General features: G+C 37.0%; 25 protein-coding genes, 1 tRNA gene and 2 pseudogenes. 23 read left to right on the forward strand and 5 right to left on the reverse strand.

Features of this window, described 5'->3' with window-relative positions; all coding sequences use genetic code 11:
* The 5 genes from ACY2V1_RS02870 to ACY2V1_RS02890 all read right to left on the reverse strand — a co-directional run.
* Window positions 1-383, reverse strand: a 383-nt coding sequence (locus ACY2V1_RS02870) for a HyaD/HybD family hydrogenase maturation endopeptidase (protein ID WP_461833292.1), incomplete at its 3' end; no start/stop codon positions are given.
* A 3-nt stretch (window positions 384-386) separates the two neighbouring features.
* Complete coding sequence (locus ACY2V1_RS02875; protein ID WP_461833293.1) at window positions 387-2,087, reverse strand: nickel-dependent hydrogenase large subunit; 1,701 nt, start codon at window positions 2,085-2,087, stop codon at window positions 387-389.
* A 23-nt stretch (window positions 2,088-2,110) separates the two neighbouring features.
* Window positions 2,111-3,265: a Ni/Fe-hydrogenase cytochrome b subunit gene (hybB, locus tag ACY2V1_RS02880; protein ID WP_461833294.1), complete on the reverse strand. Its 1,155-nt coding sequence runs from the start codon at window positions 3,263-3,265 to the stop codon at window positions 2,111-2,113.
* Between the two features lie 25 nt (window positions 3,266-3,290).
* Window positions 3,291-4,220: a hydrogenase 2 operon protein HybA gene (hybA, locus tag ACY2V1_RS02885; protein ID WP_461833295.1), complete on the reverse strand. Its 930-nt coding sequence runs from the start codon at window positions 4,218-4,220 to the stop codon at window positions 3,291-3,293.
* Between the two features lie 11 nt (window positions 4,221-4,231).
* Window positions 4,232-5,332: a hydrogenase small subunit gene (locus tag ACY2V1_RS02890; protein ID WP_461833296.1), complete on the reverse strand. Its 1,101-nt coding sequence runs from the start codon at window positions 5,330-5,332 to the stop codon at window positions 4,232-4,234.
* A gap of 562 nt (window positions 5,333-5,894) precedes the next feature.
* Here ACY2V1_RS02890 and ACY2V1_RS02895 point away from each other — a divergent pair.
* The 23 genes and pseudogenes from ACY2V1_RS02895 to ACY2V1_RS03005 form a co-directional block, all read left to right on the forward strand.
* Window positions 5,895-6,422 (forward strand): YceD family protein, encoded by a 528-nt coding sequence (locus ACY2V1_RS02895; RefSeq protein WP_461833297.1) that lies wholly within the window; start codon window positions 5,895-5,897, stop codon window positions 6,420-6,422.
* A 4-nt stretch (window positions 6,423-6,426) separates the two neighbouring features.
* On the forward strand, window positions 6,427-6,606 hold the full coding sequence (rpmF, locus tag ACY2V1_RS02900) for a 50S ribosomal protein L32 (protein ID WP_461833298.1): 180 nt from the start codon (window positions 6,427-6,429) through the stop codon (window positions 6,604-6,606).
* Window positions 6,596-7,621, forward strand: a pseudogene (gene plsX / locus ACY2V1_RS02905) (phosphate acyltransferase PlsX); the annotation flags it as partial. The gene rpmF and the pseudogene plsX, both read left to right, overlap by 11 nt.
* A 100-nt stretch (window positions 7,622-7,721) precedes the next feature.
* Window positions 7,722-8,702 carry a beta-ketoacyl-ACP synthase III gene (locus ACY2V1_RS02910; RefSeq protein WP_461833299.1) on the forward strand — a complete coding sequence of 327 codons (981 nt, stop codon included), beginning with the start codon at window positions 7,722-7,724 and terminating at the stop codon, window positions 8,700-8,702.
* A gap of 19 nt (window positions 8,703-8,721) precedes the next feature.
* Window positions 8,722-9,477 (forward strand): 3-oxoacyl-[acyl-carrier-protein] reductase, encoded by a 756-nt coding sequence (fabG, locus tag ACY2V1_RS02915; RefSeq protein WP_461833300.1) that lies wholly within the window; start codon window positions 8,722-8,724, stop codon window positions 9,475-9,477.
* A 26-nt stretch (window positions 9,478-9,503) separates the two neighbouring features.
* A complete protein-coding gene (gene acpP / locus ACY2V1_RS02920; protein ID WP_461833301.1) occupies window positions 9,504-9,743 on the forward strand; it encodes an acyl carrier protein in 240 nt (79 codons plus the stop codon).
* Between the two features lie 78 nt (window positions 9,744-9,821).
* Window positions 9,822-11,069 carry a beta-ketoacyl-ACP synthase II gene (gene fabF / locus ACY2V1_RS02925; protein ID WP_461833302.1) on the forward strand — a complete coding sequence of 416 codons (1,248 nt, stop codon included), beginning with the start codon at window positions 9,822-9,824 and terminating at the stop codon, window positions 11,067-11,069.
* A gap of 295 nt (window positions 11,070-11,364) precedes the next feature.
* Window positions 11,365-11,574: a hypothetical protein gene (locus tag ACY2V1_RS02930; protein WP_461833303.1), complete on the forward strand. Its 210-nt coding sequence runs from the start codon at window positions 11,365-11,367 to the stop codon at window positions 11,572-11,574.
* A 128-nt stretch (window positions 11,575-11,702) separates the two neighbouring features.
* Window positions 11,703-12,158: a deoxycytidylate deaminase gene (locus ACY2V1_RS02935; protein WP_461833304.1), complete on the forward strand. Its 456-nt coding sequence runs from the start codon at window positions 11,703-11,705 to the stop codon at window positions 12,156-12,158.
* A 176-nt stretch (window positions 12,159-12,334) separates the two neighbouring features.
* On the forward strand, window positions 12,335-13,468 hold the full coding sequence (gene ribD, locus ACY2V1_RS02940; RefSeq protein ID WP_461833305.1) for a bifunctional diaminohydroxyphosphoribosylaminopyrimidine deaminase/5-amino-6-(5-phosphoribosylamino)uracil reductase RibD: 1,134 nt from the start codon (window positions 12,335-12,337) through the stop codon (window positions 13,466-13,468).
* The gene (locus ACY2V1_RS02945; protein WP_461833306.1) at window positions 13,469-14,116 is read left to right on the forward strand and encodes a riboflavin synthase; all 648 of its coding nucleotides are present in this window, start codon (window positions 13,469-13,471) and stop codon (window positions 14,114-14,116) included.
* An 83-nt stretch (window positions 14,117-14,199) separates the two neighbouring features.
* Window positions 14,200-15,459: a bifunctional 3,4-dihydroxy-2-butanone-4-phosphate synthase/GTP cyclohydrolase II gene (locus tag ACY2V1_RS02950; RefSeq protein ID WP_461833307.1), complete on the forward strand. Its 1,260-nt coding sequence runs from the start codon at window positions 14,200-14,202 to the stop codon at window positions 15,457-15,459.
* Entirely contained in the window at window positions 15,456-15,941 is a 486-nt protein-coding gene (ribH, locus tag ACY2V1_RS02955; protein WP_461833308.1) for a 6,7-dimethyl-8-ribityllumazine synthase, read from the forward strand. The genes ACY2V1_RS02950 and ribH overlap by 4 nt, the downstream gene beginning before the upstream one ends.
* A gap of 109 nt (window positions 15,942-16,050) precedes the next feature.
* A complete protein-coding gene (gene nusB / locus ACY2V1_RS02960; RefSeq protein ID WP_461833309.1) occupies window positions 16,051-16,545 on the forward strand; it encodes a transcription antitermination factor NusB in 495 nt (164 codons plus the stop codon).
* On the forward strand, window positions 16,526-19,012 hold the full coding sequence (leuS, locus tag ACY2V1_RS02965) for a leucine--tRNA ligase (protein ID WP_461833310.1): 2,487 nt from the start codon (window positions 16,526-16,528) through the stop codon (window positions 19,010-19,012). Before nusB ends, leuS begins: the two co-directional genes overlap by 20 nt.
* Window positions 18,999-19,517 carry an LPS assembly lipoprotein LptE gene (gene lptE / locus ACY2V1_RS02970; RefSeq protein WP_461833311.1) on the forward strand — a complete coding sequence of 173 codons (519 nt, stop codon included), beginning with the start codon at window positions 18,999-19,001 and terminating at the stop codon, window positions 19,515-19,517. Before leuS ends, lptE begins: the two co-directional genes overlap by 14 nt.
* Before the next feature lie 12 nt (window positions 19,518-19,529).
* Window positions 19,530-20,480, forward strand: a complete 951-nt coding sequence (gene holA / locus ACY2V1_RS02975; RefSeq protein ID WP_461833312.1) for a DNA polymerase III subunit delta — start codon at window positions 19,530-19,532, stop codon at window positions 20,478-20,480.
* A gap of 8 nt (window positions 20,481-20,488) precedes the next feature.
* Window positions 20,489-21,175 carry a RadC family protein gene (gene radC / locus ACY2V1_RS02980; RefSeq protein WP_461833313.1) on the forward strand — a complete coding sequence of 229 codons (687 nt, stop codon included), beginning with the start codon at window positions 20,489-20,491 and terminating at the stop codon, window positions 21,173-21,175.
* 186 nt (window positions 21,176-21,361) lie between these two features.
* The gene (lon, locus tag ACY2V1_RS02985) at window positions 21,362-23,824 is read left to right on the forward strand and encodes an endopeptidase La (RefSeq protein ID WP_461833314.1); all 2,463 of its coding nucleotides are present in this window, start codon (window positions 21,362-21,364) and stop codon (window positions 23,822-23,824) included.
* Entirely contained in the window at window positions 23,805-24,623 is an 819-nt protein-coding gene (locus ACY2V1_RS02990; protein ID WP_461833315.1) for a phosphoribosylformylglycinamidine synthase subunit PurQ, read from the forward strand. Before lon ends, ACY2V1_RS02990 begins: the two co-directional genes overlap by 20 nt.
* Window positions 24,624-24,627: 4 nt before the next feature.
* Window positions 24,628-25,107, forward strand: a complete 480-nt coding sequence (gene tadA / locus ACY2V1_RS02995) for a tRNA adenosine(34) deaminase TadA (RefSeq protein ID WP_461833316.1) — start codon at window positions 24,628-24,630, stop codon at window positions 25,105-25,107.
* An 81-nt stretch (window positions 25,108-25,188) separates the two neighbouring features.
* Window positions 25,189-25,283, forward strand: a tRNA-Ser gene (locus ACY2V1_RS03000).
* A 14-nt stretch (window positions 25,284-25,297) separates the two neighbouring features.
* A pseudogene (locus ACY2V1_RS03005) lies at window positions 25,298-25,675 on the forward strand (hypothetical protein); the annotation flags it as partial.

Consider the following 25,675-nt stretch of genomic DNA (forward strand, 5'->3'; position numbering starts at 1 on the left):
GGTACAATTCCAATTAATTCAACTACTCTGGGAAGGGAATTTGTTAAGGTGGCAATATATAATAAATCAGATATTCCCAGTTGATGTGGAGAAATTCTGGTTCTATAGAAATTGGGACGCTCAATTAGATTTATCAGCACTACATCTCCTGGTTTTGTGCCCTGCTTTTTTATTGCATCGAATATAAAGACTGCCTCTTTGTTTTCTATAAAACTTAAAAGTTCCATCCCACTAGTTCCACCGTCTACAACCTCTAGAGATTCAGGAATATGGTATTTCTCCTGTAATCTCTCAACTGCCCTAACTCCAGCGCCCTCATCACTCATCAAAATATTTCCAACCCCCAGGATAAGGACCTGGGGGTCTTTTTTATGTACATTCATTAACTACAATACCCTTACCTTTACAATTTCGCTATTGTCTTCATCATGGAGATGGACAGCACAAGCAATGCATGGATCAAAGGAATGGATAGTTCTTATAACTTCTAAAGGCTTTTTGGGGTCTGCTATTGGATTTCCAATCAATGATGCCTCATATGGTCCCAACTCATCTTTGTGGTTCCTTGGACCAGCATTCCAGGTTGATGGAACGACTGCCTGGTAATTATCTATCTTTCCATCTCTAATTACAACCCAGTGAGAAAGGATACCCCTTGGGGCCTCATGGAACCCAAACCCTTTAATTTCACCTTTTGGGAATTTTGGTGAATTAAATGTGTCATAATCACCTTTGCCAATGTTTTCAACAAGTGCAGTCCACAATTCATCAAGTGTATCGGTCAAAACTGCTGCCCTCACAGCCCTTGCTGCATGACGACCAATGGTGGAATGAAGGGCCTCTATTCCAATTTTGGTTCCTGCAATTTGAGAAGCGATATTCAATGCTGTATTTAAGTACTTCTTTGTTGGTTCATGCCCTGCTGCATACATGCAAAGCACATGGGCAAGTGGACCAACCTGAGCAGGTTTATCTTTAAAGTTTGGAGATTTTACCCATGAATATTTCTCGTCCTCATCATATCCTGTATAATCTGGCTTTGTTTCCTCAACCCATGGATGACGATTCCAATCACCATCATACCAGGAATGTTTAATGGACTCTTTGACATTTTCTCTAAAGAATTCATCATTAAAGGATTTAATCTCTTTAAATGTGCTAATATCACCTTTCTCAATGTATCCACCGGGGAGCAAGAACTTTGTACCTTTTTCATCCATTGGGAGGTCAGGAACACTTAAGTAATTTAGAACACCAGCTCCATATTTTGTCCAATCAGCATAAAATGCACCTACAGCGGCTACATCTACTAAATAAACCTTCTTTACAAAGTCCTTGATCTTGTCAATTAAGGCCTTTATATGGAGCAGTTGTTCCATGGTTAATGGAGCAGGAGAATTGGGGTCAACTGGGTTGGCCACGCCACCAACAGCCAAATTTTGGATGTGTGGATTTTTACCTCCCAAAATTGCGACTATTTTATTAACTTCCCTTTGACAATCAAGGGCCTGGAAATAGTGCACAGCGGCAAGGAGATTTACTTCTGGTGAAAGTTTCATTGCTGGATGTCCCCAATATCCGCTTCCATACACACCAAGCTGACCAGATGCGACAAATTTTCTCAGCCTATCCTGAATTGCCTTAAATTCATTGTAGCTATTCTTTGGCCAATCAGAAAGTTGTGATGCCAGTTTTGCAGCCTTTTTAGCATCAGCATTTAAGGCAGATACCAGATCCACCCAGTCTAAAGCAGATAGATGATAAAAATGGGTCATATGGTCAAAAATTCCATGGGCTGCAACAATCAAATTTCTGATGTACTGGGCATTTAAAGGTACTTCGAGATCAAGTGCATTTTCAACTGCACGAACAGATGCAATGGCATGGACAGTGGTACATACACCACATATTCTCTGGGTAAAAACCCAGGCCTCTCTAGGATCTCTGCCCTTTAAAATAACCTCAATCCCCCTCCACATCTGTCCTGATGACCAGGCATTTTTTACCTTTCCATCATCTACTTCTACATCGATCCTTAAGTGCCCTTCTATCCTTGTAATTGGATCTATTGTTATCCTCTTTGCCATATTTATCACTCCTTAATTATTTTTTATTTTTTAGATGGTAAAGCCAGTACAGGAAACCTTTTAACAAAATATAAATACCCAAGAATTTCTACTGCTATTATTCCAAAAGTAATTATTAGCTCCGGAGTTGTTGGAAAATAGTGCCAACCATTACCAGGGTTTAGACCAATAATATATGCATCAAATCTATAAAGGCCTGCCCCCATAAGCACGCAAAACGCAGCAATAAACACCTTTTTCACATTTTGTCTGTTTTCTGGTTTCCAGAGGAGCCTTAAAGCAATTAAAAGAAGGAGAGTTTCTATAAGGAACATATTGCCTGGAAGATCAAATCTAAAAATGTGGGAAAGAGCTCCCCTTGCATTTATGTCCTGAATCCTGATAAGGAGAAATATTCCAATTAGCCAGGGTATTACCCCTGATATTTTAGTGAGCAATTTAAACTCGTGGGTATTTTTAAAAGCAACTCCAGCCACACAGGTCTCAAAAATAACTATCGCATACCCCATCATAATAGCACAAATTAAAAAGAAAAATGGGAGAAGCTTAGACCAATAAAGTGGAGAGAGCTTTGAACCAGCAAGCATCATAAGAGTCCCCAAGGACGACTGGTGCATGGTTGGTAGTAACATGCCCAGGGCAACAAATATAAACAGCACTCTGTTCAACTTTTCTTCAATCTCCTCAGCATTAAATCTCTTTCTAATGCCAGGGTGTTTTATTAGCACAGGAGAAAACTCAATCCATAGTACACATACATAAGAGGCTATACAAACTGCTACTTCAAGCATTGGGGAATGCAAATTCATGTGCCAGGGCATGAAAATATTGAACATGTTCCAATATCTACCAATGTCGAAAAAAATTGATACTGCAGCCAGGGTATAACCCAACATACTGGTGAGTATTGCTGGTTTAAGCAGGGGGGTGTATTCGCCTTTGTTAAATATATATATTAAAATCGCCATTGCGTATCCACCACACGCAAATGCAGTACCTACATTTACATCATAAGCAATCCACAGTCCCCAGGGGAATCCATCATTCATACCTGAGACTGCCCCGAGTCCATATATAAAACGTTTCAGTAAAAATACACCTGCCAGCAGGATAACTATTACCCCAAGAATAAAGGGTACCGTTATAACCCTGCTGTTTAATGGCTTTGCATTTGACATATCAAACTCCTTGAGATGTTTTTAATTAATCGTGAACTCCTCTCTTTTTCACCAAATAAGCCAGTCCACCAAAAGCAGCTATTGGATAAAGTAAATACTTATAAAGTCCCATACTAACGCCTTCGAGATCTTCCACATAAGATTTTTTCCTGAGTTCTGGCAGACCAAGTTTAACAAAGTCAATACCCGCTAAAATCATACATTGAGAGCCTCCCAATTCGTCTAAACCATATATATGCTTTATGTAAGGTTTTGCCTTATGAACTTTTGTTTTTCCTGATTCAATGTGATTTACTGGAAACTCATAATATTCCCCAGGTTTCATCATAAGGCGCCTGTGGGCTTCTTCCCTTAATTTTTCAACTGGTCCAAAAAGGGATGCCCCAGTTGGACATACAGCACAACATGCTGGATACCCGCCTTTTTCCAATAAATGATAGCATAGCTGACATTTTCTAATCTGCGGAAATGGAGAATCCCATTCAAATTTTGGTATGTTATATGGACAGGCTACCTGACAATATCTACAACCAATACATGCAGAAGGATCATAGGTAACAATTCCAGTTTTTTCATCTTTATGGAGGGCTGTAACAGGACATGCAGCAGCACAAGCAGGCTCTAAACAGTGCATACATTGCCTTTTTATAAAGGCAAATTTATCGCCCTCTTTATACATCTTTATAATATTATATGTCTTTGAAGACAGATCTATAGGGTTGTCCCATGTCTTTTGATCACCTGTATGTTCATATGGGAGATTATTGGCCTTTTTACATGCCACCATACACGATTGACAACCAATACACAGATTGGAATCATATAAAATTCCAACTGCATTAGGTGGTAATTTTTCGGTTTTAGAAGCCTTGGCATCCTCAACTAAGGTACCAGCACCAAGGGCAACTGTTCCACCTACTACAGTTTTTAAAAAGCCACGCCTTGAGACACTCATACCAACCCCCTTTATTTTTCTTCTTCTGATTTTATTCTTGTGACTGTAACTGCAGCAGCACCTGCAGCAGCACCAATAGCAGCTCCCACTAATCCAGCAGCTGTACCAGAAACCTTGCCACCCCTTTCATATTTTATTTTCGCAGGAGTAGCTGCGGGGGTAATCACACTATCTTTTTTAATATCAGCTTCAACAAACAGAGGAATATTGAAACCTACGCCCTTTTCACTACAACCAAAACATGGATGCCCACAACGAACAGGCCACATTCCAACATCATTGAACTGGAGTATGGAACAATTATTATAGGTAACTGGACCTTTACAACCTAATTTATATAAACACCACCCCTTACGGTGCCCTTCATCTCCAAATTTCTCGGCAAATCTTCCTGCATCAAAGTGGGGTCTTCTCTCACAATTTTCATGTACAAGCCTGCTGTAGGCAAATTTCGGCCTACCAAGGTGATCTAACTCAGGTAACTTTTTGTATGTAATAAAATAAGCTACAGTTGATAGGAAATTATATACATTTGGTGGACAACCAGGAATAGTGACTACAGTCTTATCTTTCAAGACTTCAGGAGCACCTTTTGCTCCAGTTGGATTTGGATCAGCTGCAACAATACCACCCCAAGACGCACATGAACCAACGGCTATTATAGCCCCTGCCTTTTCTGCCATCTCCTTAACAATTTTCACAAAAGGCTTTCCGCCAATCTGACAATAGACACCATCATCTTTTGTGGGTATGGCTCCTTCTATAACCAGAACAAACTTTCCAGCATTCTCCTCTACTGACCTTTCCATAAACTCCTCAGCTTGCTTTCCTGCTCCAGTATTTAAGGTCTCGTTGTAATCAAGGGAAATCAGATCTAAAATCAGATTATCCAGAGTGGGATGGGAAGACCTAAGAAGAGCTTCTGTACAGCCAGTACACCCTTGTCCTGAAATCCATATAACTGGTGGCCTTTTGCTGCTGATCATGGCATTGGCAATTTTTTCTCCAGCAGATAGCGGCAATCCCATACTAGCCGCCATTACAGTACAATACTTTAAAAAATCTCTTCTAGAACATAAACCAAAAACATTTTTCTGGGATTTTTCTTTCATTTTCCCCCCCATATAAGTTTAAAAATTAAACACCCAACACCCTTCATTTTTTTAATAAGAATTCAATTTGCATATCATGCATAAAATGCACACACAAATTTTACTTAATTAAAGATTTTTTATCTAATTTTTTTTATTTTTTCAAGAAAAAAAGGATTGTAAACATATTAATATCATTAACTTTATGTTCAACTTCAAGTAATAGACAAACAAATTTAAATTATAATTAGTTATAATTATAAAGCTATACTATCTCCAAACTTTAGCTCCAATATTAACCTTGAATTACAGCTCCAGGCAAAAATATCAATAAAATCACTATATTAAATCAAATATACCAAAACTTATTGCAAATCAATGTTAACAAAAGCATTCCTATTTAAGGGAACAAAAATCATCAAAAAAACATTGACAAACAAAAACATTCTTTTACAACAAAGACAGCAAAAATAACTTACTATTATTAATAGTATTAATAATTCCATTTTTTTTATTAAAATTATTGTCCTTGACAAATAAGAGTAGTAGAAATAAATTTATTCACTTTGCATTTGAGGTTTTTATGGAACAGATTTATTGTATTAGGCTTAAAGACATTCCTTCAAAAGGACTTAATTTAGCTATAGACGACCAAAACATATGGTTAGATCCTATAAGGGAGTATGAACTCCCCTATAAAATAAAAGAAGATTTTTGTGTGGAGGTCTTTATACAAGTCGAAGGAGATTGTTGCATATTAAAAGGGCTCCTCAAAGGGACGATAGAGACCTTGTGTGATAGGTGCCTAGAAAAGGCAGAGGTAAAAATTGAAGATTTCTTTAGAATAATCGAAAAACCCAAGGATAGGGATTCGTTAGATATTTCCTTTATTCTGGAGAAAAATGGAGAGCTTTATTTAAATTTAAAAGGCCTATTGTGGGAAAGATTTGTATTGAATATTCCCCAAAAAATTTTGTGTAAAGAGGATTGCATGGGTCTTTGTCCAATATGTGGGGCAAATTTAAATATATCACGTTGCAATTGCGGAAAGGATTTAGGGGATCCAAGATTGGCAATTTTTAGAAAAATAAAAATATTAAGTGAGGGATAAAGCTATGGCAGTACCAAAAAAACGTACATCAAAATCAAAAAAGGGAATGCGTAGATCACATCATAGAGTACCTGTTCCCAATGTGATTGAGTGTGAGTGTGGTAATCCCACCCTGCCACATCGCGTGTGTCCATCTTGCGGAAAATATGCAGGAAGGGCCTATTTAGCAAAAGATGAAGACTAATAAATTAAAGCCACGTCTAGCAATTGACGTTATGGGGGGCGACCGAGGCCCCTCAGTTGTTGTTCCAGGGGCATTAAAAGCCGCTAGGGAAAATGGTCTTTCTCTTATACTCGTTGGCAGAGACATAGAGATAAGAGAGGAGTTGGAGAAGCATCAAACAGAAGGTATTGACATTGAGGTAGTACATGCAGACGATGTGGCAGACATGAAGGACAAACCTTCTTATATTTTGAGGCGTAAAAAAAACACTTCTATCCAAGTTGCATGTAATTTAGTTAAACAAAACAAAGCAGATGGAGTTGTGTCAGCAGGCCATACAGGTGTTACACTGGCATGTGGAATATTCTCCATCGGAAGAATAAAGGGCATTGATAGGCCAGGACTGGCAACAATAATTCCCAGGGAAAAACAACCTCTGATACTTATTGATGTTGGTGCGAACATTGATTCTAAACCAAGACACCTTGTACAGTTTGCAATTATGGCCGATATATTTGCCAAAAATGTTCTCAATGTAGAGTCTCCTTCTGTAGGGTTATTAAATATTGGAGAAGAACAGGGAAAAGGGAATGTACAGGTTAATGAGGCATATCAGCTTTTAAAAAACACTTCTTTAAATTTTATTGGTAATATTGAAGGAAGAGATCTTTTTACAAACAAGGTAAATATAGCTGTTTGTGACGGTTTTGTCGGGAATATTGCTTTAAAGTTATGTGAAGGACTGGCAAAGTCTTTTAGCGATGTTTTAAAAAAAGAGATTAAAAAAGGAATATTAACAAGGCTTGGAGGATTTCTTGCGAGACCAGCCTTTAAAAGGCTTATTCGTAGGTTTGACTATGAAGAGTATGGAGGAGCCCCTCTACTTGGGTTAAAGGGTTGTGTAATAGTATGTCATGGAAGCTCTTCTGAAAAATCCATAGCCCAGGCCATAAAAATGGGAGCAGCCTTTGCGAAGAGAAATATTGTAGAAAAAATCAAGGAACAGCTGGAGAAACATCCTGAGATAACTAGATTTTATAGATTAAAAAATATACTTTCTACTACAACAATTACTCCTAAAGAAACAACCGAAGAAGAAATAAAGAAACATGGAGTTAATAAAGAAGAATAATAATATGATTATCTTGGGGCTGGGACATTTTGTGCCAGAAGACGTTTTAACTAATAATCAACTAGAACAAATGGTGGATACCACTGATGATTGGATTACCTCTAGGACTGGAATAAAGGCCAGGAGGATAGTCAAAAAAGGAGTTGCTTGTTCTGATCTGGCCTATAATGCATCTCAAAATGCTCTAGATAATGCTAAGCTAGATCCTATTGATATAACTCACATTATAGTAGGAACATTTACTTCTGATTATTGCGCTCCTGCTACTGCGTGTATTCTTCAGGCAAAATTAGGCTCAAAAAAATGTGAAATGGCTATAGATATAGCGGCTGGTTGTTCTGGATTTACATATGGACTTGAACTTGCGCGGGGTATTATTGCCAACAAACCTGAAGCAAAAGTCCTTGTGGTTGGCAGTGAAGTATGTACATCTAGATTAAACTTCAAAGATAGAAACACCTGTGTTCTATTTGGTGATGGAGCTGGTGCTGCAATTCTCACAGGTAATAGAGAAGGCTATCCTCAAGTAATAGACATTAAATTAAAAACTATAGGTGAGCTCGGGCATTTGCTCATGGTTGGACTAGAAGGGGGATCTGCCGAACCCTTTGTTGTAGGCCAAAAGGTCAGTGAAAAATATTTTATTCATATGAACGGTAGAGAGGTTTTCAAATACGCGGTTCGGAGTATGAGCGAGCTTATTGATAATATAGTTAAAAAAAACAACCTTACGCCCGATGACATTGATCTCTTTATACCTCACCAGGCAAACTACAGGATAATTGAGGCTGTTGCAAAAAAAATTAACCTGCCAATGGAGAAAGTTTTTGTTAATGTTGATAAATATGGGAACACCTCTGCTGCCTCGGTTATTTTGGCACTTAGCGAAGCCTATTCATATGGGAAGATACAAAAGGGTGATTTGGTTTTGCTAGCTACTTTTGGCGCAGGGTTTACAGTAGCCAGTGTTATTATAAAATTTTAATAAATTTAAAGGGCAGTCTATGGGGAAAAATAAAAATAGCTTACCAAAGGCAGCCATTGTCACTGGAGGGTCAAGGGGAATAGGGAAGGCCATTTCCCTTAAGTTGGCTGAAAAAGGTTTCCTGGTCTATTTTACCTATGTCTCAAGGGACGATCTTGCCGAGGAAGTGGTTGCTGAGATTCAAAGTCGAGGTGGAGAAGCCAGGGCCTTTAAGGTAGATGTGAGCAAAAAAGAGGAAGTTGAGGATTTTTTTAAGATTAATATAAAAAACAAGGTTTCTTTAGATGTACTGGTAAATAATGCGGGCATAACAAATGATGGCCTTATCCTTCGAATGAAGGATGACCAATGGAATAAGGTAATAGGTGTCAATTTAACTGGCACTTTTTACTGCACTCAAGAAGCGGCCAAAATAATGGTTAGACAAAGATATGGTAGAATTATTAATATCACGTCTGTTGTTGCCCTTTCAGGAAATCCAGGACAGGCTAATTATTGCGCATCTAAAGCTGGAATTATAGGACTTACCAAAGCAGTAGCACTGGAGCTAGCTCCCAGGGGCATATTGGTAAACGCCATTGCTCCTGGGTTTATCACTACGGAAATGACAAAGGAACTTGACGAAAAGACCAGGGAAGCTTACCTATCAAAAATCCCCTTAAAGAGATTTGGTTCTCCAGAGGACGTGGCATGTTTAGTGGCATGGCTATCTTCAGAAGAGGCCAGCTACATCACAGGGCAGGTGTTTTCTGTAAATGGTGGACTGTACCTTTAAAAAAGAAAAAAAACAGGAGGAAATACATGTCTGAACTACTGGAAAAAATCAAAAAAATCGTGTCTGAACAATTGGATGTTGACCCAGAACAGGTTGTACCTGAGGCTTCATTTGTTGACGATCTTGGAGCTGATTCCTTAGATCTAACAGAGCTTATCATGGCTATGGAAGATGAATTTGATATGGAAATTGACGATGAAGAAGCTCAAAAATTAAGGACTGTCCAGGACGTCATTAATTACATTGAATCCAAAGTAAAGCAGTAAAAATAACAAGGGGGGATCATCCCCTCTTTGTTTAAAATTATTAGTCCTCAACCCGAACATAAAAAATGAGGTGAGGTTATGAAAAACAGACGTGTAGTTGTAACAGGTTTGGCAGCAATTACTCCCTTAGGCAATTGCGTTGAAACAACTTGGCAGAGATTAATTAAAGGGGAATCTGGTATCTCTTACATAACCAGGTTTGATTGTTCCAAATATGATACCAAAATAGCTGGTGAGGTTAAAGACTTTGCGCCTGAAAAATTTATCCCTAAAAAGCAAATAAAGAGAATGGATAGGTTTAATCAGTATGCGGTAGCTGGAGCAAAGATGCTTCTTAAGGATGCAGAATTTGAGGTTAATGAAAAAAACAGCACTCAGATAGGGATAGTTTTGGGTTGTGGACTAGGTGGGATAGAGACAATAGAAGAATTCCATGAAAGGCTTTTAAAAAAGGGACCATCCAGAGTTTCTCCATTCTATATCCCAAAGCTAATTTCCAATATTGCTGCGGGACAAATAGCAATATTTACCAAGGCCAAAGGCCCTAATATGGTCACAACATCTGCTTGTGCCTCTGGTTGTCACAGCATAGGCTATGCGTTTTCTGATATCAAACTTGGTAGGGCAAAGGCCATGATTTGCGGAGGCGTTGAATCCACCATAACGCCCATGGCAGTATCTGGATTCAATGCAATGAAGGCACTATCCACTAGAAATGACGCGCCAGAAAAGGCATCCAGGCCTTTTGACAGGGATAGGGATGGATTTGTTATTTCAGAAGGATGTGGGTTGATCCTTTTAGAAGAGTTAGGACACGCAAAACAAAGAGGGGCTAAAATTTATGCGGAAATGGTTGGATTTGGAGCATCTGCTGACGCATATCATATAACTGCACCTGATGAGAGCGGAGAAGGAATGGCCTCGGCCATGAAGGCGGCCTTAAGAGAGGCAGATGTTGCACCAGAGGAGGTAGATCATATAAATGCCCACGGTACTTCTACCCCATTAAATGATATATGTGAGACCCGGGCAATAAAAAAGGTCTTTGGAAAACACGCGTACCACATACCTATAACAGCAAATAAGTCCATGATTGGGCACATGCTAGGAGCAGCAGGGGGAGCTGAGGCAGTGTTCAGTGTGCTCAGTATTTACCACGAAAAAATACCACCAACAATTAACCTGGAAAATCCAGATCCTGAATGTGATCTAGATTATGTCCCTGAAGGGGCAAGGGATAAAAAAATTAATTATGTTCTTTGTAATTCCTTTGGCTTTGGCGGTACAAATGCGTGTATTTTGTTCAAAAGATATGATGGGGAATAGGGGGGATAGTAATAGTTATTTAGTGGTTATTTGGTAGTTATTTGTTGTTATTAATAGTTATTTGGTAGTTATTAATAGTTATTTAGTGGTTGTTGTGTAGTAAGAATGTTTTACTGTTTCACGCGGTAAATTAAAAGGAAAATATTCATTTCTATTGTTAGAAACAAAAAGTAAAAAATGATAAATGAAGATTTATTTAGATTGTTGTTGTCTTAATAGGCCTTTTGATGACCAAAGTAATCCTATTTGGATATACAAGTAATAAGTCCATTAGAGTTATTAAAAGATGTTTTATATGAAAGAGATGAGTAATTATCAAAGTAATATAGAGGTTCAACGAAAAGGCTATCAAATTTTAGCAAAAGAATTAGGAGAGGTAGATTTCATAAGGTTTATTCAAGAATTTGAAAAGGGTAGTGGCAACTATACAGAGGATAGACATAAATGGCAGGATGCATATTCTGTAGAAGATATATTAAAGGAAATAAAAAATAAAAATTTCTAACAATAGGGTCCAGCTAACTTGCTACCCGTGCGCCGCAGACCTTAAATTTATATGTTATTGAGAGTTTTTAATAGTTATTTAGTGGTTATTTGAGGTTATTGGAGGTAGAAGGGGGATTTGGAGTTATAATGAAAGATAAGAGAATTGAGTGGCATATTTATTTTGCGAAAATTGCTCAAATGGTCGCTGAAAGGTCAACTTGTATTCGCAGAAAAGTTGGAGCTGTTGCTGTTAAGGATAAAAGAATACTTGCTACAGGTTACAATGGAGCACCATCTGGAATTGCACATTGCCTTGATATTGGATGTCTGAGAGAAAAATTAAAGATTCCATCAGGAGAGAGGCATGAGTTGTGTAGAGGGCTACATGCAGAACAAAATGTTATTATTCAGGCTGCACTCCATGGGGTCTCACTTCAAGGTTGCGATATATATTGTACTCATCTTCCATGTCTAATTTGTACAAAGATGCTTATAAATTGCGATGTTAAAAATATCTATTACATAGAAGGTTATCCAGATGAACTCTCTAAAGCCATGTTAGAAGAAGCAGAAATCAATTTATACAAACTTGATTTACCATAAACAACAAATAACTACCATATAACAATGAATAACAATGAATAACTACAAAATAACTATTAATAACTACTAAATAACAACGAATAACCATGAATAACCACCAAATAACTACAAATAACAATGAATAACTACTAATAACTAACAACTACAACTCCCCAACTTCAACCAGCAAGAAAAAAATGACACATATTCTTGAAAATCCAAAAAATAGTAAATTTATGGAACTTGCAATATCCCTTGCCAAAAAAGGCATGGGATATACGGCCCCTAATCCGTGTGTTGGAGCGGTTATAACAAAAGGAAATACAATACTTGGCCAGGGATATCACAGAAGATATGGCGAAGACCATGCAGAAGTAGCTGCCATTAAAGACGCCATTTCAAAAGGACATGACCTTAAAGATTCTACATTATGGGTTACTTTAGAGCCATGTAACCATTATGGCAAGACTCCCCCTTGTACACACGCCATTTTAAAACATAATATTAAAGAGGTTAATATTGGAACCTTGGATCCAAACCCAAATGTAAAGGGTGGTGGTGCTGAGTTTTTGAAATCAAAAGGCGTAATAGTGGATATAGGGTTTAATGAAATCCAGTGCAAAAATTTAATAAGGGATTTTATTACTTGGCATAAGAAAAAAAGACCATATATTTTTTTAAAGCTTGCCCAGAGTGTAGATGGAAAGATTGCAACAGAAAGTGGGGATTCAAAGTGGATTAGCTCTCAAAAATCCAGAGAATTTGTGCACAACTTACGAGCCAAAGTGGACTGCATCTTAATTGGCGGTAATACTTTTTTTAATGATAATCCAAAGCTCACTCCTAGAATCGAGGCAAATGAGAAAAAAGATCCCTTTGCAGCTATTATAACCTCTAGATTACCTGGTCCTGATTCAGAATATTATTTGATAAATTCCAGGCCCAAAAAAACTATTTTTATAACTACAGAATCTGATTATGAAAAAATAAAGGGATTGCAAAAAAAAGGGGTAAAAATTATACACACAGAGAAAAAAAATGGGTATATAAATCTTTATCAAGTATTATCTAAACTCTTCTCAGATTTAAATTGCTATTATATCTTGTGTGAAGGCGGAGGTAGGCTCGCACAAAGCCTTGTTAAAAACAAACTCGCAGATGAAATTTTTCTCTTTATAGCTCCTATTATTTTAGGTGATGATAGGGCTAAGAGTTCTTTCTCAGGAAATACAGTCGCTAAAATCAAAGATGGTTATAAATTTGATATAATAGATCATAGAAAAATAGATACAGACCTTTTGATTCACTTAATTCCAAAAGGAGATATTTAGGTGTTTACAGGGCTTGTTCAGGCCATTGGGACAGTAATAAAAACAGAGATAATGGGCAGGGATTTGAGGATCTCTATTTCTCCTAATCCTCAATTTGAAAATATAGAGATAGGGGAGAGCATTGCTGTAAATGGGGCGTGCTTAACTGTTGAGAGAAATAATGGCGACATTTTTTCTGTTTATGCTTCTGAAGAAACCTTAAAAAGGACTAATTTAAAGAATATCACAACAGGAACCAAGGTCAATCTAGAAAGGGCTGTCAGGCCAATTGACCGTCTTGGCGGTCATCTGGTATCAGGACATGTAGATTGTCTGTCTGTTGTTAAAGAGATAAAAGAGGTGGGAGAATCCACAAAGTATACATTAAATTTTCCAGAGAAATTTTCAAAATACGTTGTAGAAAAAGGCTCCATTGCCCTAGATGGCATTAGCTTGACCATAAATCAGTGTGGCTCAAATTTTATTGAGATAAACATAATTCCAGAGACCAAAATTAAAACCACCATTTCCCAGTGGAAAGTAGGGACAAAGGTAAACACTGAATTTGACATAGTGGGAAAATATATCGAAAAAATGGTTTCTCCATGGGAAAAAAATAGTGAAAAAAAGGAATTAACTATTGATTTTTTGCGGGAACATGGATTTTGATTTGCTTTTTTATATCAAGTCTGTAAAAGAACTGGAGATACAGTTTAATCCCAAAAATAATTTTTAATTTAAGGATAAAAATCATGACAAAAAATCAAGATGCACAGTCTGTATTGTGTTCAACAGAAGAAGCAATAAATGAAATTAGAAAGGGCAGGATGATAATTTTGGTTGATGATGAAGACAGAGAAAATGAGGGTGATCTAACCATTGCAGCTGAAAAAGTGACACCCCAGGCAATTAATTTTATGGCCAAATATGGAAGGGGACTTATTTGTCTGGCCATGGCCCCTGAGTTAGTTGACAAATTAAAGTTAGATCTCCAGCCAAAACGAAATGAATCCAAATTTGGAACAGCATTTACTGTTTCAATTGAAGCTGCAAGGGGTGTAACAACGGGAATATCTGCCTATGATAGGGCTACAACTATTTTGACTGCAGTAAAAGACGACGTAACCCCAGAAGATATTTCCACTCCAGGTCATGTATTTCCTTTAAGGGCAAGAAGGGGAGGGGTCCTGGTTCGGGCTGGACAGACTGAAGGAAGTGTTGATCTATGCCGTCTGGCAGGCTTAAAACCTGCTGCTGTTATTTGCGAAATTATGAGGGATGATGGCAACATGGCCAGGATGCCTGATCTCATTGAATTTGCAAAAAAACACAATTTAAAGATAGCTACAATTGAGGATCTAATTAGATATAGATCAAAATTTGATTCCCTGGTTAGAAGGATTGGAGAGGCAAGGCTACCCACAAAATTTGGTGAATTTAAGGCCATAGCCTATGAAAGCGACATTGACGATTATGTACATCTAGCCCTTGTAAAAGGTGAAATAAAAGAAGGAGAACCTGTTTTAGTGAGGGTTCACAGCCAGTGTTTAACTGGAGATGTCTTTGGTTCCCTCCGTTGTGATTGCGGTCCTCAATTACATAAGGCTTTACAGATGATAGAACAAGAAGGAAAGGGAGTGCTGCTTTATATGAGGCAAGAAGGTAGAGGGATTGGTCTTGGAAATAAAATAAAGGCGTATCAATTACAGGATCAGGGTAAAGACACAGTTGAAGCCAATTTGATCCTTGGATTTAAACCTGATCTAAGGGATTATGGAATTGGGGCACAGATCCTGGTGGATTTGGGTGTCACAAAGATGAGACTGCTCACCAACAATCCCAAAAAGATAGTCGGACTTGAAGGACACGGGCTGGAAGTAGTAGAAAGGGTTCCTATTATCGGACCAGTATGTGAAGAGAATAGAAAATATCTTAAAACCAAGAAAGAAAAAATGGGGCACATGTTAGACGAAGAATGCTTAAATAAAATTTCACAAGAGGTTCCAAAATGAACAATATCAAAACCATCGAGGGAAAATTAATAGGAAAAGGGCTAAAGTTTGCGTTAATTGCAAGTAGATTTAATGATTTTATTGTCTCTAGGCTTGTGAGTGGTGCAATTGATTTTTTAGTAAGACATGGGGTTTTGGAAGAGGACATTATTTTAATAAAGGTGCCTGGTGCCTTTGAGATGCCTGTTGTTGCAAAAAAAATTGCTATGTCCAAAAAGGTAGATGCTGTAATTTGCCTTGGAGCAGTTATACGGGGAGCAACCCCTCATTTTGAATATGTGGCATCAGAAGTAGCCAAAGGTATTGCACAGGTATCACTGGAAGCAAATATTCCTGTTACCTTTGGAGTGCTTACAACGGATACATTGGAACAGGCAATCGAGCGGGCAGGAAGTAAGGCGGGAAATAAAGGTGCAGAGGCAGCCCAGGCCGCTTTAGAGACTGCTCAAGTTATAAGTCAATTAAAGGGGTTTGAGGGTTAAAGGGTTAGGGGTTAAGGGTTAGAGGGTTAAGCGTTGAACCCAACAAACCCACAAACCCATAAACTCAACAACCCCATGAACCCAATAAACCCCAATGGACCCATCTAATATGGAGAACATTAAAAAAAGGAAAAAAGGCCCAAGGAGACTTGGACGAAAAATAGCGTTCCAGGTTTTATACAGCACAAATTTTTTAGAACAAGAGGGCGTGGATAACTATCTAAATATGATAGACCATTTTTGTGGAGATGAAAGATATCCAATCAATGAAAAAGCTGTTGAATTTGCCAAAGAGCTTGTAAAAGGCACCTTAGATCATATCAATGAATTAGACAAAATAATCGAAGCCCACTCAAAAAACTGGAAATTAAGTAGAATTGCCAAAGTTGAACTCACAATACTTAGACTATCAATATTTGAAATGATGTATAGAGACGATGTCCCAACTAAAGTGGCTATAAATGAAGCTGTTGAGCTTAGCAAAGCATTTGGAGATGATAACTCAAAAAGGTTTGTTAATGGGATCTTAGATGCAGTGGCAAAGACCCTTGAAAACAAATTGCAAAATCGTGAGGAGACCAGCGATGGACAAATATATTCCTGATGAGATCGAAAAAAAATGGCAGGGAATCTGGAACAAAAACAGATATTTTAATGTAACCCATAAATCAGACAAACCAAAATATTATGTCCTTGAGATGTTCCCATATCCTTCTGGAAAGATTCACATGGGACATGTGAGGGTTTATACAATAGGCGACTGTATTGCCAGATATAAATGGATGCGGGGATATAATGTACTTCATCCAATGGGATGGGATGCCTTTGGTCTCCCTGCTGAAAATGCAGCTGTTAAACACGGAATTCATCCTGCCAAGTGGACCTTTTCAAATATTGAAGAGATGAAATTTCAATTAAAAAGGCTTGGGTATTCCCTTGATTGGGACCGGGAGGTAACTACTTGCGTTCCAGAATATTACAAATGGGAACAGCTATTCTTTATCCAGCTCTATAAAAAAGGGCTGGTATATAGAAAAAAGGCACCAGTAAACTGGTGTCCGTCTTGTCATACAGTACTGGCAAATGAACAAGTAGAAGATGGTCTTTGCTGGAGGTGTTCATCAGTTGTAGAACAAAAGGAACTGGCTCAATGGTTTTTGAAGATAACTGATTATGCAGAAGAGTTGTTAAATGACCTTGAAAAGCTAGAAGGGGGATGGCCAGACAGGGTCATCACCATGCAAAGGAACTGGATAGGCAAAAGTGTAGGTGCTGAGATCGATTTTCAGGTAGAAGGATTAGATAAAAAAATAACTGTTTTTACTACCAGGCCAGATACATTATTCGGCGCAACATTTATGAGCCTTGCCCCTGAACATCCACTTATTCCAGAGCTTATTAAAGATTCTGACAAAAAAGATGAGGTATTAAGATTTATTGAAAAGACAAAAAAAATAGATACAAAAAAGAGGAGTACAGAGGATCTAGAAAAAGAAGGGGTCTTTACAGGAAAATACTGTATAAATCCTGTTACCAATGAAAAAATGCCCATATTTGTAGCAAATTTTGTCCTTATGGAATACGGTACAGGTGCAGTTATGGCTGTTCCAGCCCATGATCAAAGGGATTTTGAATTTGCAAAAAAATATAATCAAAAAATAAAAGTGGTAATTACGCCAAAAGATAAAGAGTTAAAGGTAGAAGATCTTGAAGCCGCATATACAGGAGAAGGATATTTAATAAACTCTGGCGATTTTTCAGGACTTTTCAATGAAGAGGCAAAACAAAAGATCGTTGAATATTTAGAGAAAAAGGGAATTGCAAAAAAAAGTGTGAATTACAGGATCAGGGATTGGAATATCTCCAGGCAAAGATACTGGGGAACACCCATTCCAGTAATATATTGCGACAAATGCGGAGTTCAATTGGTCCCAGAAAAGGACCTTCCTGTTGTTTTGCCCCTTGATATAAAGACACATCCAGATGGGAGATCTCCACTCCCAGATTCAGAAGAATTTGTAAATACAACCTGTCCCAAATGTGGAGGGCCAGCTAAAAGAGAAACAGATACAATGGATACCTTTGTTGAATCCAGCTGGTATTTTATTAGATACACTGACGCAAAAATAGATAGTGCTCCATTTAATGACGAGGCATTAAAATATTGGATGCCTGTTGATCAATACATAGGGGGTATTGAACACGCAATTTTGCATCTTTTATATTCTAGGTTCTTTGTCAAGGCATTAAGGGATCTTGGATATTTTGATTTTCATGAGCCCTTTCAAAGATTACTTGCCCAGGGAATGGTGCTAAAAGATGGGGCAAAAATGAGTAAATCCAAGGGCAATGTAGTGGACCCAAACCATATGCTTGAAAAATATGGTGCAGATACAACTAGATTATTTATTTTATTTGCTGCACCTCCTGAAAAAGAGCTTGAGTGGAGTGATTCTGGAATTGAAGGTGCCCATAGGTTTTTGCATCGCTTGTGGACCCTGTCAAAGAAACTTAAACCCAGACTTGTCCCAATCGGACCAGCTGCCAAGATAACAGATAAACTTTCAAAAGAGGCCAAAGAACTTCGATATAAAGAGCACGCTACATTGAAAAAGATCACCAATGACTTAGAGGAAAAGTATCAGTTTAATACAGCCATTGCCTCAATAATGGAACTTGTAAATGAAATACAGGACAAGATGGACAAACTGAGCTCTGGAGAAGGAGATAAAAATGTCCTATCTTCTGCATGGTCAACTGTGTTAATAACCCTGTATCCAATGGCTCCCCATATATGTGAAGAATTGTGGGAGCAGATGGGATATACCACGCACCTTGCAAAATGTACATGGCCAACAATAGATGAAAAGGCACTTGTAAAAGATGAAGTTCTAATTGTTGTTCAGGTAAATGGAAAACTGAGGGCAAGAATAACTGTTCCAGCGGATTATTCAAAAGAGGAAATAGAAAAAGTGGCCATTGAAAATGAAAATGTGAAAAGACATATTGGTGATAAAGAAATCAAAAAAATAATCGTAATTCCCGGAAAATTGGTCAATGTGGTGGTTTAAAACACTTTTAAAGATAATTACCCCTCTCATATTTATTATAAATATTTTGGGATGTGGATATCAATTAATATCCACATCCCCGATAATTTTACCTGAAAACATTACCCTTATCAATATATCAAAAATAAAAAATCCCACTACTAATCCCCAGATCCCAACAGAATTTAGGACACAACTCATTGATGAATTTTCAAAAAGATCTAGCAATATAAAATTTGTGGATAATGAGGAAGCTGAAGCACAATTAATCATAGAGATAGTGGACTACTCTTTGGAAACAGATGTGGAAAATATTTATGAAGAGACAGAAAAATCTGATCTATGTATGACCGTAAGGTGTTATTTATATAACAGACAAGATAAGCTTGTCTGGGATTCAAAGAATATATCAAAATGCGAGTCTTTATCTAAAAATGCGTCAGCATCAGAAGTTAAAAGGACCAGAGAGAAGGTGATAAAGGATATAATTATTAAACTCGCCATGCAGCTTTCAAATAATTTTTAACATAAACTTGCCATGAGAGAAGGATATTTTATTTGTATATGCCCTGACTTTGAAGTGATCTCTGACTTTATTAACAACACTCTTAAAAAGTTCTCTGGTAATTGGGAAAAAAAATTAATCTGGGGAGACGAAGATCAAAGTGATATTTTTTTTAACTACCTAAGATCCTCATCTTTAATAAACACAAAACAGGCGATAATCTTAAGACGTGCAGAAAAACTACCAAAGGAATTTTGGAATAAGCTATCAAATTTTTTAAATAAATTCAATCCTGATGTATGTCCATTTATATGTATTGAGTCTGAATGGAACAAAGGTAAACCTACTAATATACAATCTTTAAAAAATAAAAAGTACTATAAATTTGCAGAAAAAAGAAAGTGGATATTTCGCCATCCTGGAGTAGATGAACAATTTTTGACAGATTATATAAATAAATGGTCAAAGAAAAATAAAATTAACATTTCACATGAAGTCATGTTACACTTAAAGGAGATCTTACCTAAAGACCTGTCATCAATTAAAAATGAATTAAAAAAATTAGAGACTTTAAATAAAAATGTTATATGTGTAGAAGACTTAAGTGTTATATCGCCTTCATTTGAGTACAATATATTTGATTTAATAAATTCTTTAGAAGGACTTGCGCCTAAAGATAAGGTTTGGGATACTATAATTAATAAAGAGATAAATTCACACCAATCAATCTTTCCTATACTAGGATTATTTAAAAGAGAAGTAAAAATATTATGGAATCTACTTAAAGGAGAATCTGTTTATTTACCAAATTGGGTAAAAACAAAAAAGATTAATATTGCCAAAAAACTTGGCCCAAAAAAAATTATTGAGATTTACAATATTGTCTTGGAAGCAGAATTAAGATTAAAAACCTCAAATATTAATCCCAGCATGGTTTTTGAAAATTTAGTAGCATCAATGCAAAGCATTTTTAAAAGTTTATAAATTCATATATGAGACAAAAAGAGGAAAAACCCCACTATATTGGACACAGAAGACGTTTAAAACAAAAATTTTTAAAAGAAGCAAATTTATTTTATGACTATGAACTACTTGAATTACTACTCAGTTATGGCCTTCCAAGAAAAGATACTAAAACAATTGCCAAGGAACTTTTAAATAAATTTGACAACTTAAAAGGTGTTGTCTTTGCACCAGATCATGAATTATTAGAAATAAATGGCGTATCTACAGGACTTTTGACATTTATCAGAGTTATAAGGGAATTAATAACAAGAATAGGGGAGCAGGATTTAACTCAAAAAGATGGGATTAAAAGTCCTAAAGAGGTATTTTTGTATTTAAAAAATAAATTTGGCATGTTAGATAAAGAACACCTTTACCTTTTATTATTAAATGGGAAAAACAAAATAATTTCTTTAGAAGAAATAGCCCAGGGCACAGTTAACTATTTAAATATATATCCTAGAGAAGTTGTTGAAGTCATATTGAGAAAAAGGGCAGTAGGGGTAATTTTTATACATAATCATCCAGGAGGAGATGCTAGCCCTTCCCAGGAGGACATGAAGATTACAAAGAAATTTAGAAAGATTCTTGAGGAAATTGAAGTAAATTTACTTGACCATATAATTATCTCAAAAGACAACTACTTTAGTTTTAAAGAAAATAATATAATTTAGTCTTTGTCCCAAGTTTACAACACCCTTGGCAAACATCCGATAATAACAACTAATTTTAGCCTAGGTTGAAAAATCAGAACAAATTGATTGCACTTTTAAAAATTGACATTATATTAATGTTAAATTAACCAATAACAGTTTAACTATTAGCTATGCAATAACGAAAACAATAGAGGAGATAAATAAATGAGTGAGAAAAACGGAAATATCCAGGGACCTATCCAGTTAAACGATCAAGGAGGAGGGAGTCAGGGACAAAACCCTCAAAATCCATCTGATGCCCAACCAGCCTTGGAGATTCCAACAAAGCTTCCTCTACTTGCTGTAAGGGATATTGTTGTATTTAACTACATGATAATACCCCTTTTTATAGGTCGGGAAAAATCCATTAAAGCAATAGAATCTGCCATAAATGAAAATCAAAGATATATTTTTATTGCCACGCAAAAAGATGAAAAGGTAGAAGATCCCAAAATAGAAGATGTCTATCAGGTAGGTACCATAGCCATCATAATGAGAATGTTAAAAATGCCTGATGGGAAACTGAAGATCTTGGTACAGGGTCTAGCCAGGGCAAAGATAAAACAGCCTATTCAAGAAGAACCATTTCATATGGTAGAAGTCGAAATAATCCAGGAACAGCCAGTTACAGATTATAGCGCCCAGGTGGAAGCACAAATGAGAACAGCCAGGGAGCAGAGTGAAAAGATAATATCCCTTAGGGGGATGGATCCCACTGAAATGATGGCTATCTTGAACAGTATTGATGATCCTGGTAGGCTGGCAGATTTAATAGCCTCAAATCTGAGGATGCCTACAGATGTTGCTCAATCCATCCTGGAATGTCTGGATCCTGTTAAAAGGCTAGAGCTAGTTAATAAGCAACTCATGAAGGAAGTGGAAGTTGCTGTTTTACAAAACAAAATTCAGGCAATGGCCAAAGAAGGCATGGACAAGGCCCAGAGGGAATTTTTCTTGAGGGAGCAACTTAAGGCAATAAAATCAGAACTTGGTGAAGATGATTCTGAAGAAGAGGAGTTTGAAGAACTCAGGAAGGCCATTGAAAAATCTGGTATGCCAAAGAATGTGAAAAAAGAGGCCCTAAAACAACTAAATAGACTAGAAAATATGCATCCTGATTCCTCAGAAGCTACTGTAATTCGAACCTATCTGGACTGGCTTGTTGAACTTCCCTGGAAAAAGGTGTCAAAAGATGAGTTAGATATAAAAAAGGCAAAAAAGATCCTGGATGAAGACCATTATGATCTAAAACAGGTAAAGGAAAGGATTTTAGAATACCTTTCTGTTAGAAAATTGAACCCCAAAATGAAAGGGCCTATTTTGTGCTTTGTAGGACCTCCAGGAGTAGGTAAAACATCATTGGGCAAATCCATTGCCAGGAGTTTAAAGAGGAAGTTCGTTCGTATGTCATTAGGTGGCATGAGAGATGAGGCAGAGATCAGGGGACATAGAAGGACCTATATTGGCGCAATGCCTGGTAGGATAATACAGGGCATAAAAGAGGCTGGAACAAAAAATCCTGTATTTATGTTAGATGAAATAGACAAAGTTGGAACGGATTTTAGGGGTGATCCTTCGTCTGCCTTACTGGAAGTATTGGATCCTGAACAAAACCATTCATTTACTGATCATTATTTAAATGTACCGTTTGATCTATCCAAGGTAATGTTCATTTGTACCGCAAATATGCTGGATACAATACCTCCAGCCTTACTAGACAGGATGGAGGTAATTAGAATACCTGGATATACAGAACAGGAAAAAATAAGAATAGCAAAACAGTATTTGATCCCAAAACAATTAAAGGAGCATGGTTTAAAAGAAAATATCATTGCCTTTAATGAAGGTGCACTCAAGGTAATTATAAAAAACTATACAAGGGAGGCTGGACTTAGAAATTTGGAAAGACAAATTGCCACTGTATGTAGAAAAGTGGCACGGAAAATTGCAGAAGGAGCAAAAAAGAAAAAATTTCTAATACTTGCAACCAATGTACATAAATACCTTGGAGCGCCAAAATATTTAGAAGAAGAGAGAGAAAAGGAGCTTCCAGCAGGTGTTGCTCTAGGACTTGCCTGGACCCCATCTGGTGGAGAGATATTACATATAGAAGTCTTGACCATGCCAGGTAAAGGGAAACTGATACTTACAGGTCAGCTAGGCGATGTTATGAAAGAAAGTGCCCAGGCTGCAGTAAGTTATGCAAGATCCCGTGCATCTCACTTAAACCTATCTGAAGACTTTGCAGAAAAAAAAGACATCCACATCCATGTTCCTGCAGGTGCCATTCCAAAGGATGGTCCATCAGCAGGTATAACCCTTGTCATGGCTCTTTTATCTGCCCTTACAAATATTCCTTTGAGTAATGAAATAGCCATGACTGGTGAAATTACCTTAAGGGGAAGGATCCTGCCAGTTGGTGGCATAAAAGAGAAAATTCTAGCTGCAGTGGCAGCAGGCATAAAAAAGGTAATTTTGCCAAAGCAAAATATTAAAGATTTAGAGGAAATTCCTAAAGAACTCACAAAAAAAATTGAGATAATTCCAGTGGAACACATAGACGAAGTGTGGGATATTGTTAAAAAAGAAAATGGCCAGGTGAGACAAGATGACAAAAAAGAAAGTTAAAGTATTAGTATTAACTGGTTATGGAACAAATTGTGAGAGGGAGAGTGGATACGCAGCTAAGATGGCGGGTGCAGATGATGTTCAAATTTCTCATTTTGCAGAAATTGTCCAGGAAAAAGTAAAAATTGAAGATTACAATTTTCTTGTGTTTCCAGGTGGGTTTTTAGATGGAGACCACCTGGGAGCTGCTCAAGCTGCTGCAATTAGAATTAAATATACAAAGACCAAATCTGGTAAATCAATTCTTGCCCAAATAAAAAAAGTACATGAGGAAGGCGGCATCATACTTGGAATATGTAATGGCTTCCAACTACTTACAAAGCTTGGGCTTTTGCCTGCTGCAGATGATAACTATTTTGAAAGACAGGTGAGTCTAAGTTATAATGATTCTGCTAGATTCGAAGATAGATGGGTGTTTTTAAAGGCAAATCCAAATAGTAATTGTGTTTTTTTAAAGGACATTGAATTTATGTATTTGCCAGTTAGACATGGAGAAGGCAAAGTAGTGCCCAAAAATGAAGAAATTTTAAGAAAAATAGAGGATCAAAATCTAATTGCTATCCAATATACAGATGAACATGGGTCGGTGACACAAAAATATCCGTATAATCCAAATGGATCACCTATGGGTATTGCAGGCCTAACTGACCCAACAGGTAGGATTTTTGGACTTATGCCACATCCAGAGGCGTATAATCATCCAACAAATCATCCTAAATGGACAAGAGAGGGGATATCCAATCAAATAACTGGAATTTCAATCTTTAAAAATGGAGTTGAATATCTCAGGAAAAAATAAAGTTATGTCCAATGTTGATGCATTAAATTATTCTTTTTATATGGAGATAGCACTAAAAGAGGCAAAAAAGGCTTATCTTGAAGACGAAGTTCCAGTTGGGGCAGTTGTAATAACTGAAGATGGTGATGTAGTTGCCCGTGCCCATAACAAAAGTATCTCAACCAAGGATCCAACAGCCCATGCAGAGATTCTGGCAATAAGAGAGGCAGGAAGGAAATTATCAAACTACCGATTGACAAATTGTTTGCTAATATGCACACTAGAGCCGTGCATCATGTGTATGGGAGCCCTAATTTATGCCAGGATAAAAGGACTTATATTTGGTACCAGAGACCCAAAGGCAGGGGCTGTATATTCAAAAATTGATTTTTTCAGTGAAATTACATGGGCAAACCATAAGTTCTGGATAGAGGAAGGGATTTTAGCTGATAGATGTAGCAATCTACTTAAAAATTTTTTTAAGAATAAACGTAAAAATTTTTAACCTTGCAATTAACTGGGATTAAGCGTTAAAGCGTATTTGTGATTAAACTCAAAAATATCAATTGGTAATCTTCAAATAAACGGAGAGGTACCGAAGTCAGGTCATAACGGGCCCGACTCGAAATCGGGTGGGCGATGAAAATCGCCTCGTGGGTTCGAATCCCACCCTCTCCGCCATAAGTAAAAAAGTTATGAAAAGAATTTTAATTACCCTTGTGATTTTTTATATTACTTTGTTCTATCACCTTTCTTTTGCACAAGACAATTCAACTTCCAGTGAGTCAAACAAAGATCAGCAGGTTATTAAAAATGAAGAAAAACTTCCAATTTGTGTTTATTATAAAAATGCAGACAAATTGGGTAGGATATTGGGACTAAAGTTAGAAGAAAAGGTCATTGCTTCTAATTTATTTAAATTAAATAAAGATAAAGGAAAGTGTTTTAAAATTATCATTAAATCTAAGCAGGAATTTAATAATTCTCCTTTAGTTAGGTCAGTCATTTCAATTGCATGGACATTTTACTATGGAGAAGATGTACTGAGTAGTTTTTTGGGGCAAGAAATTTTT

The sequence above is a fragment of the Desulfothermus sp. genome (genome assembly GCF_053993635.1).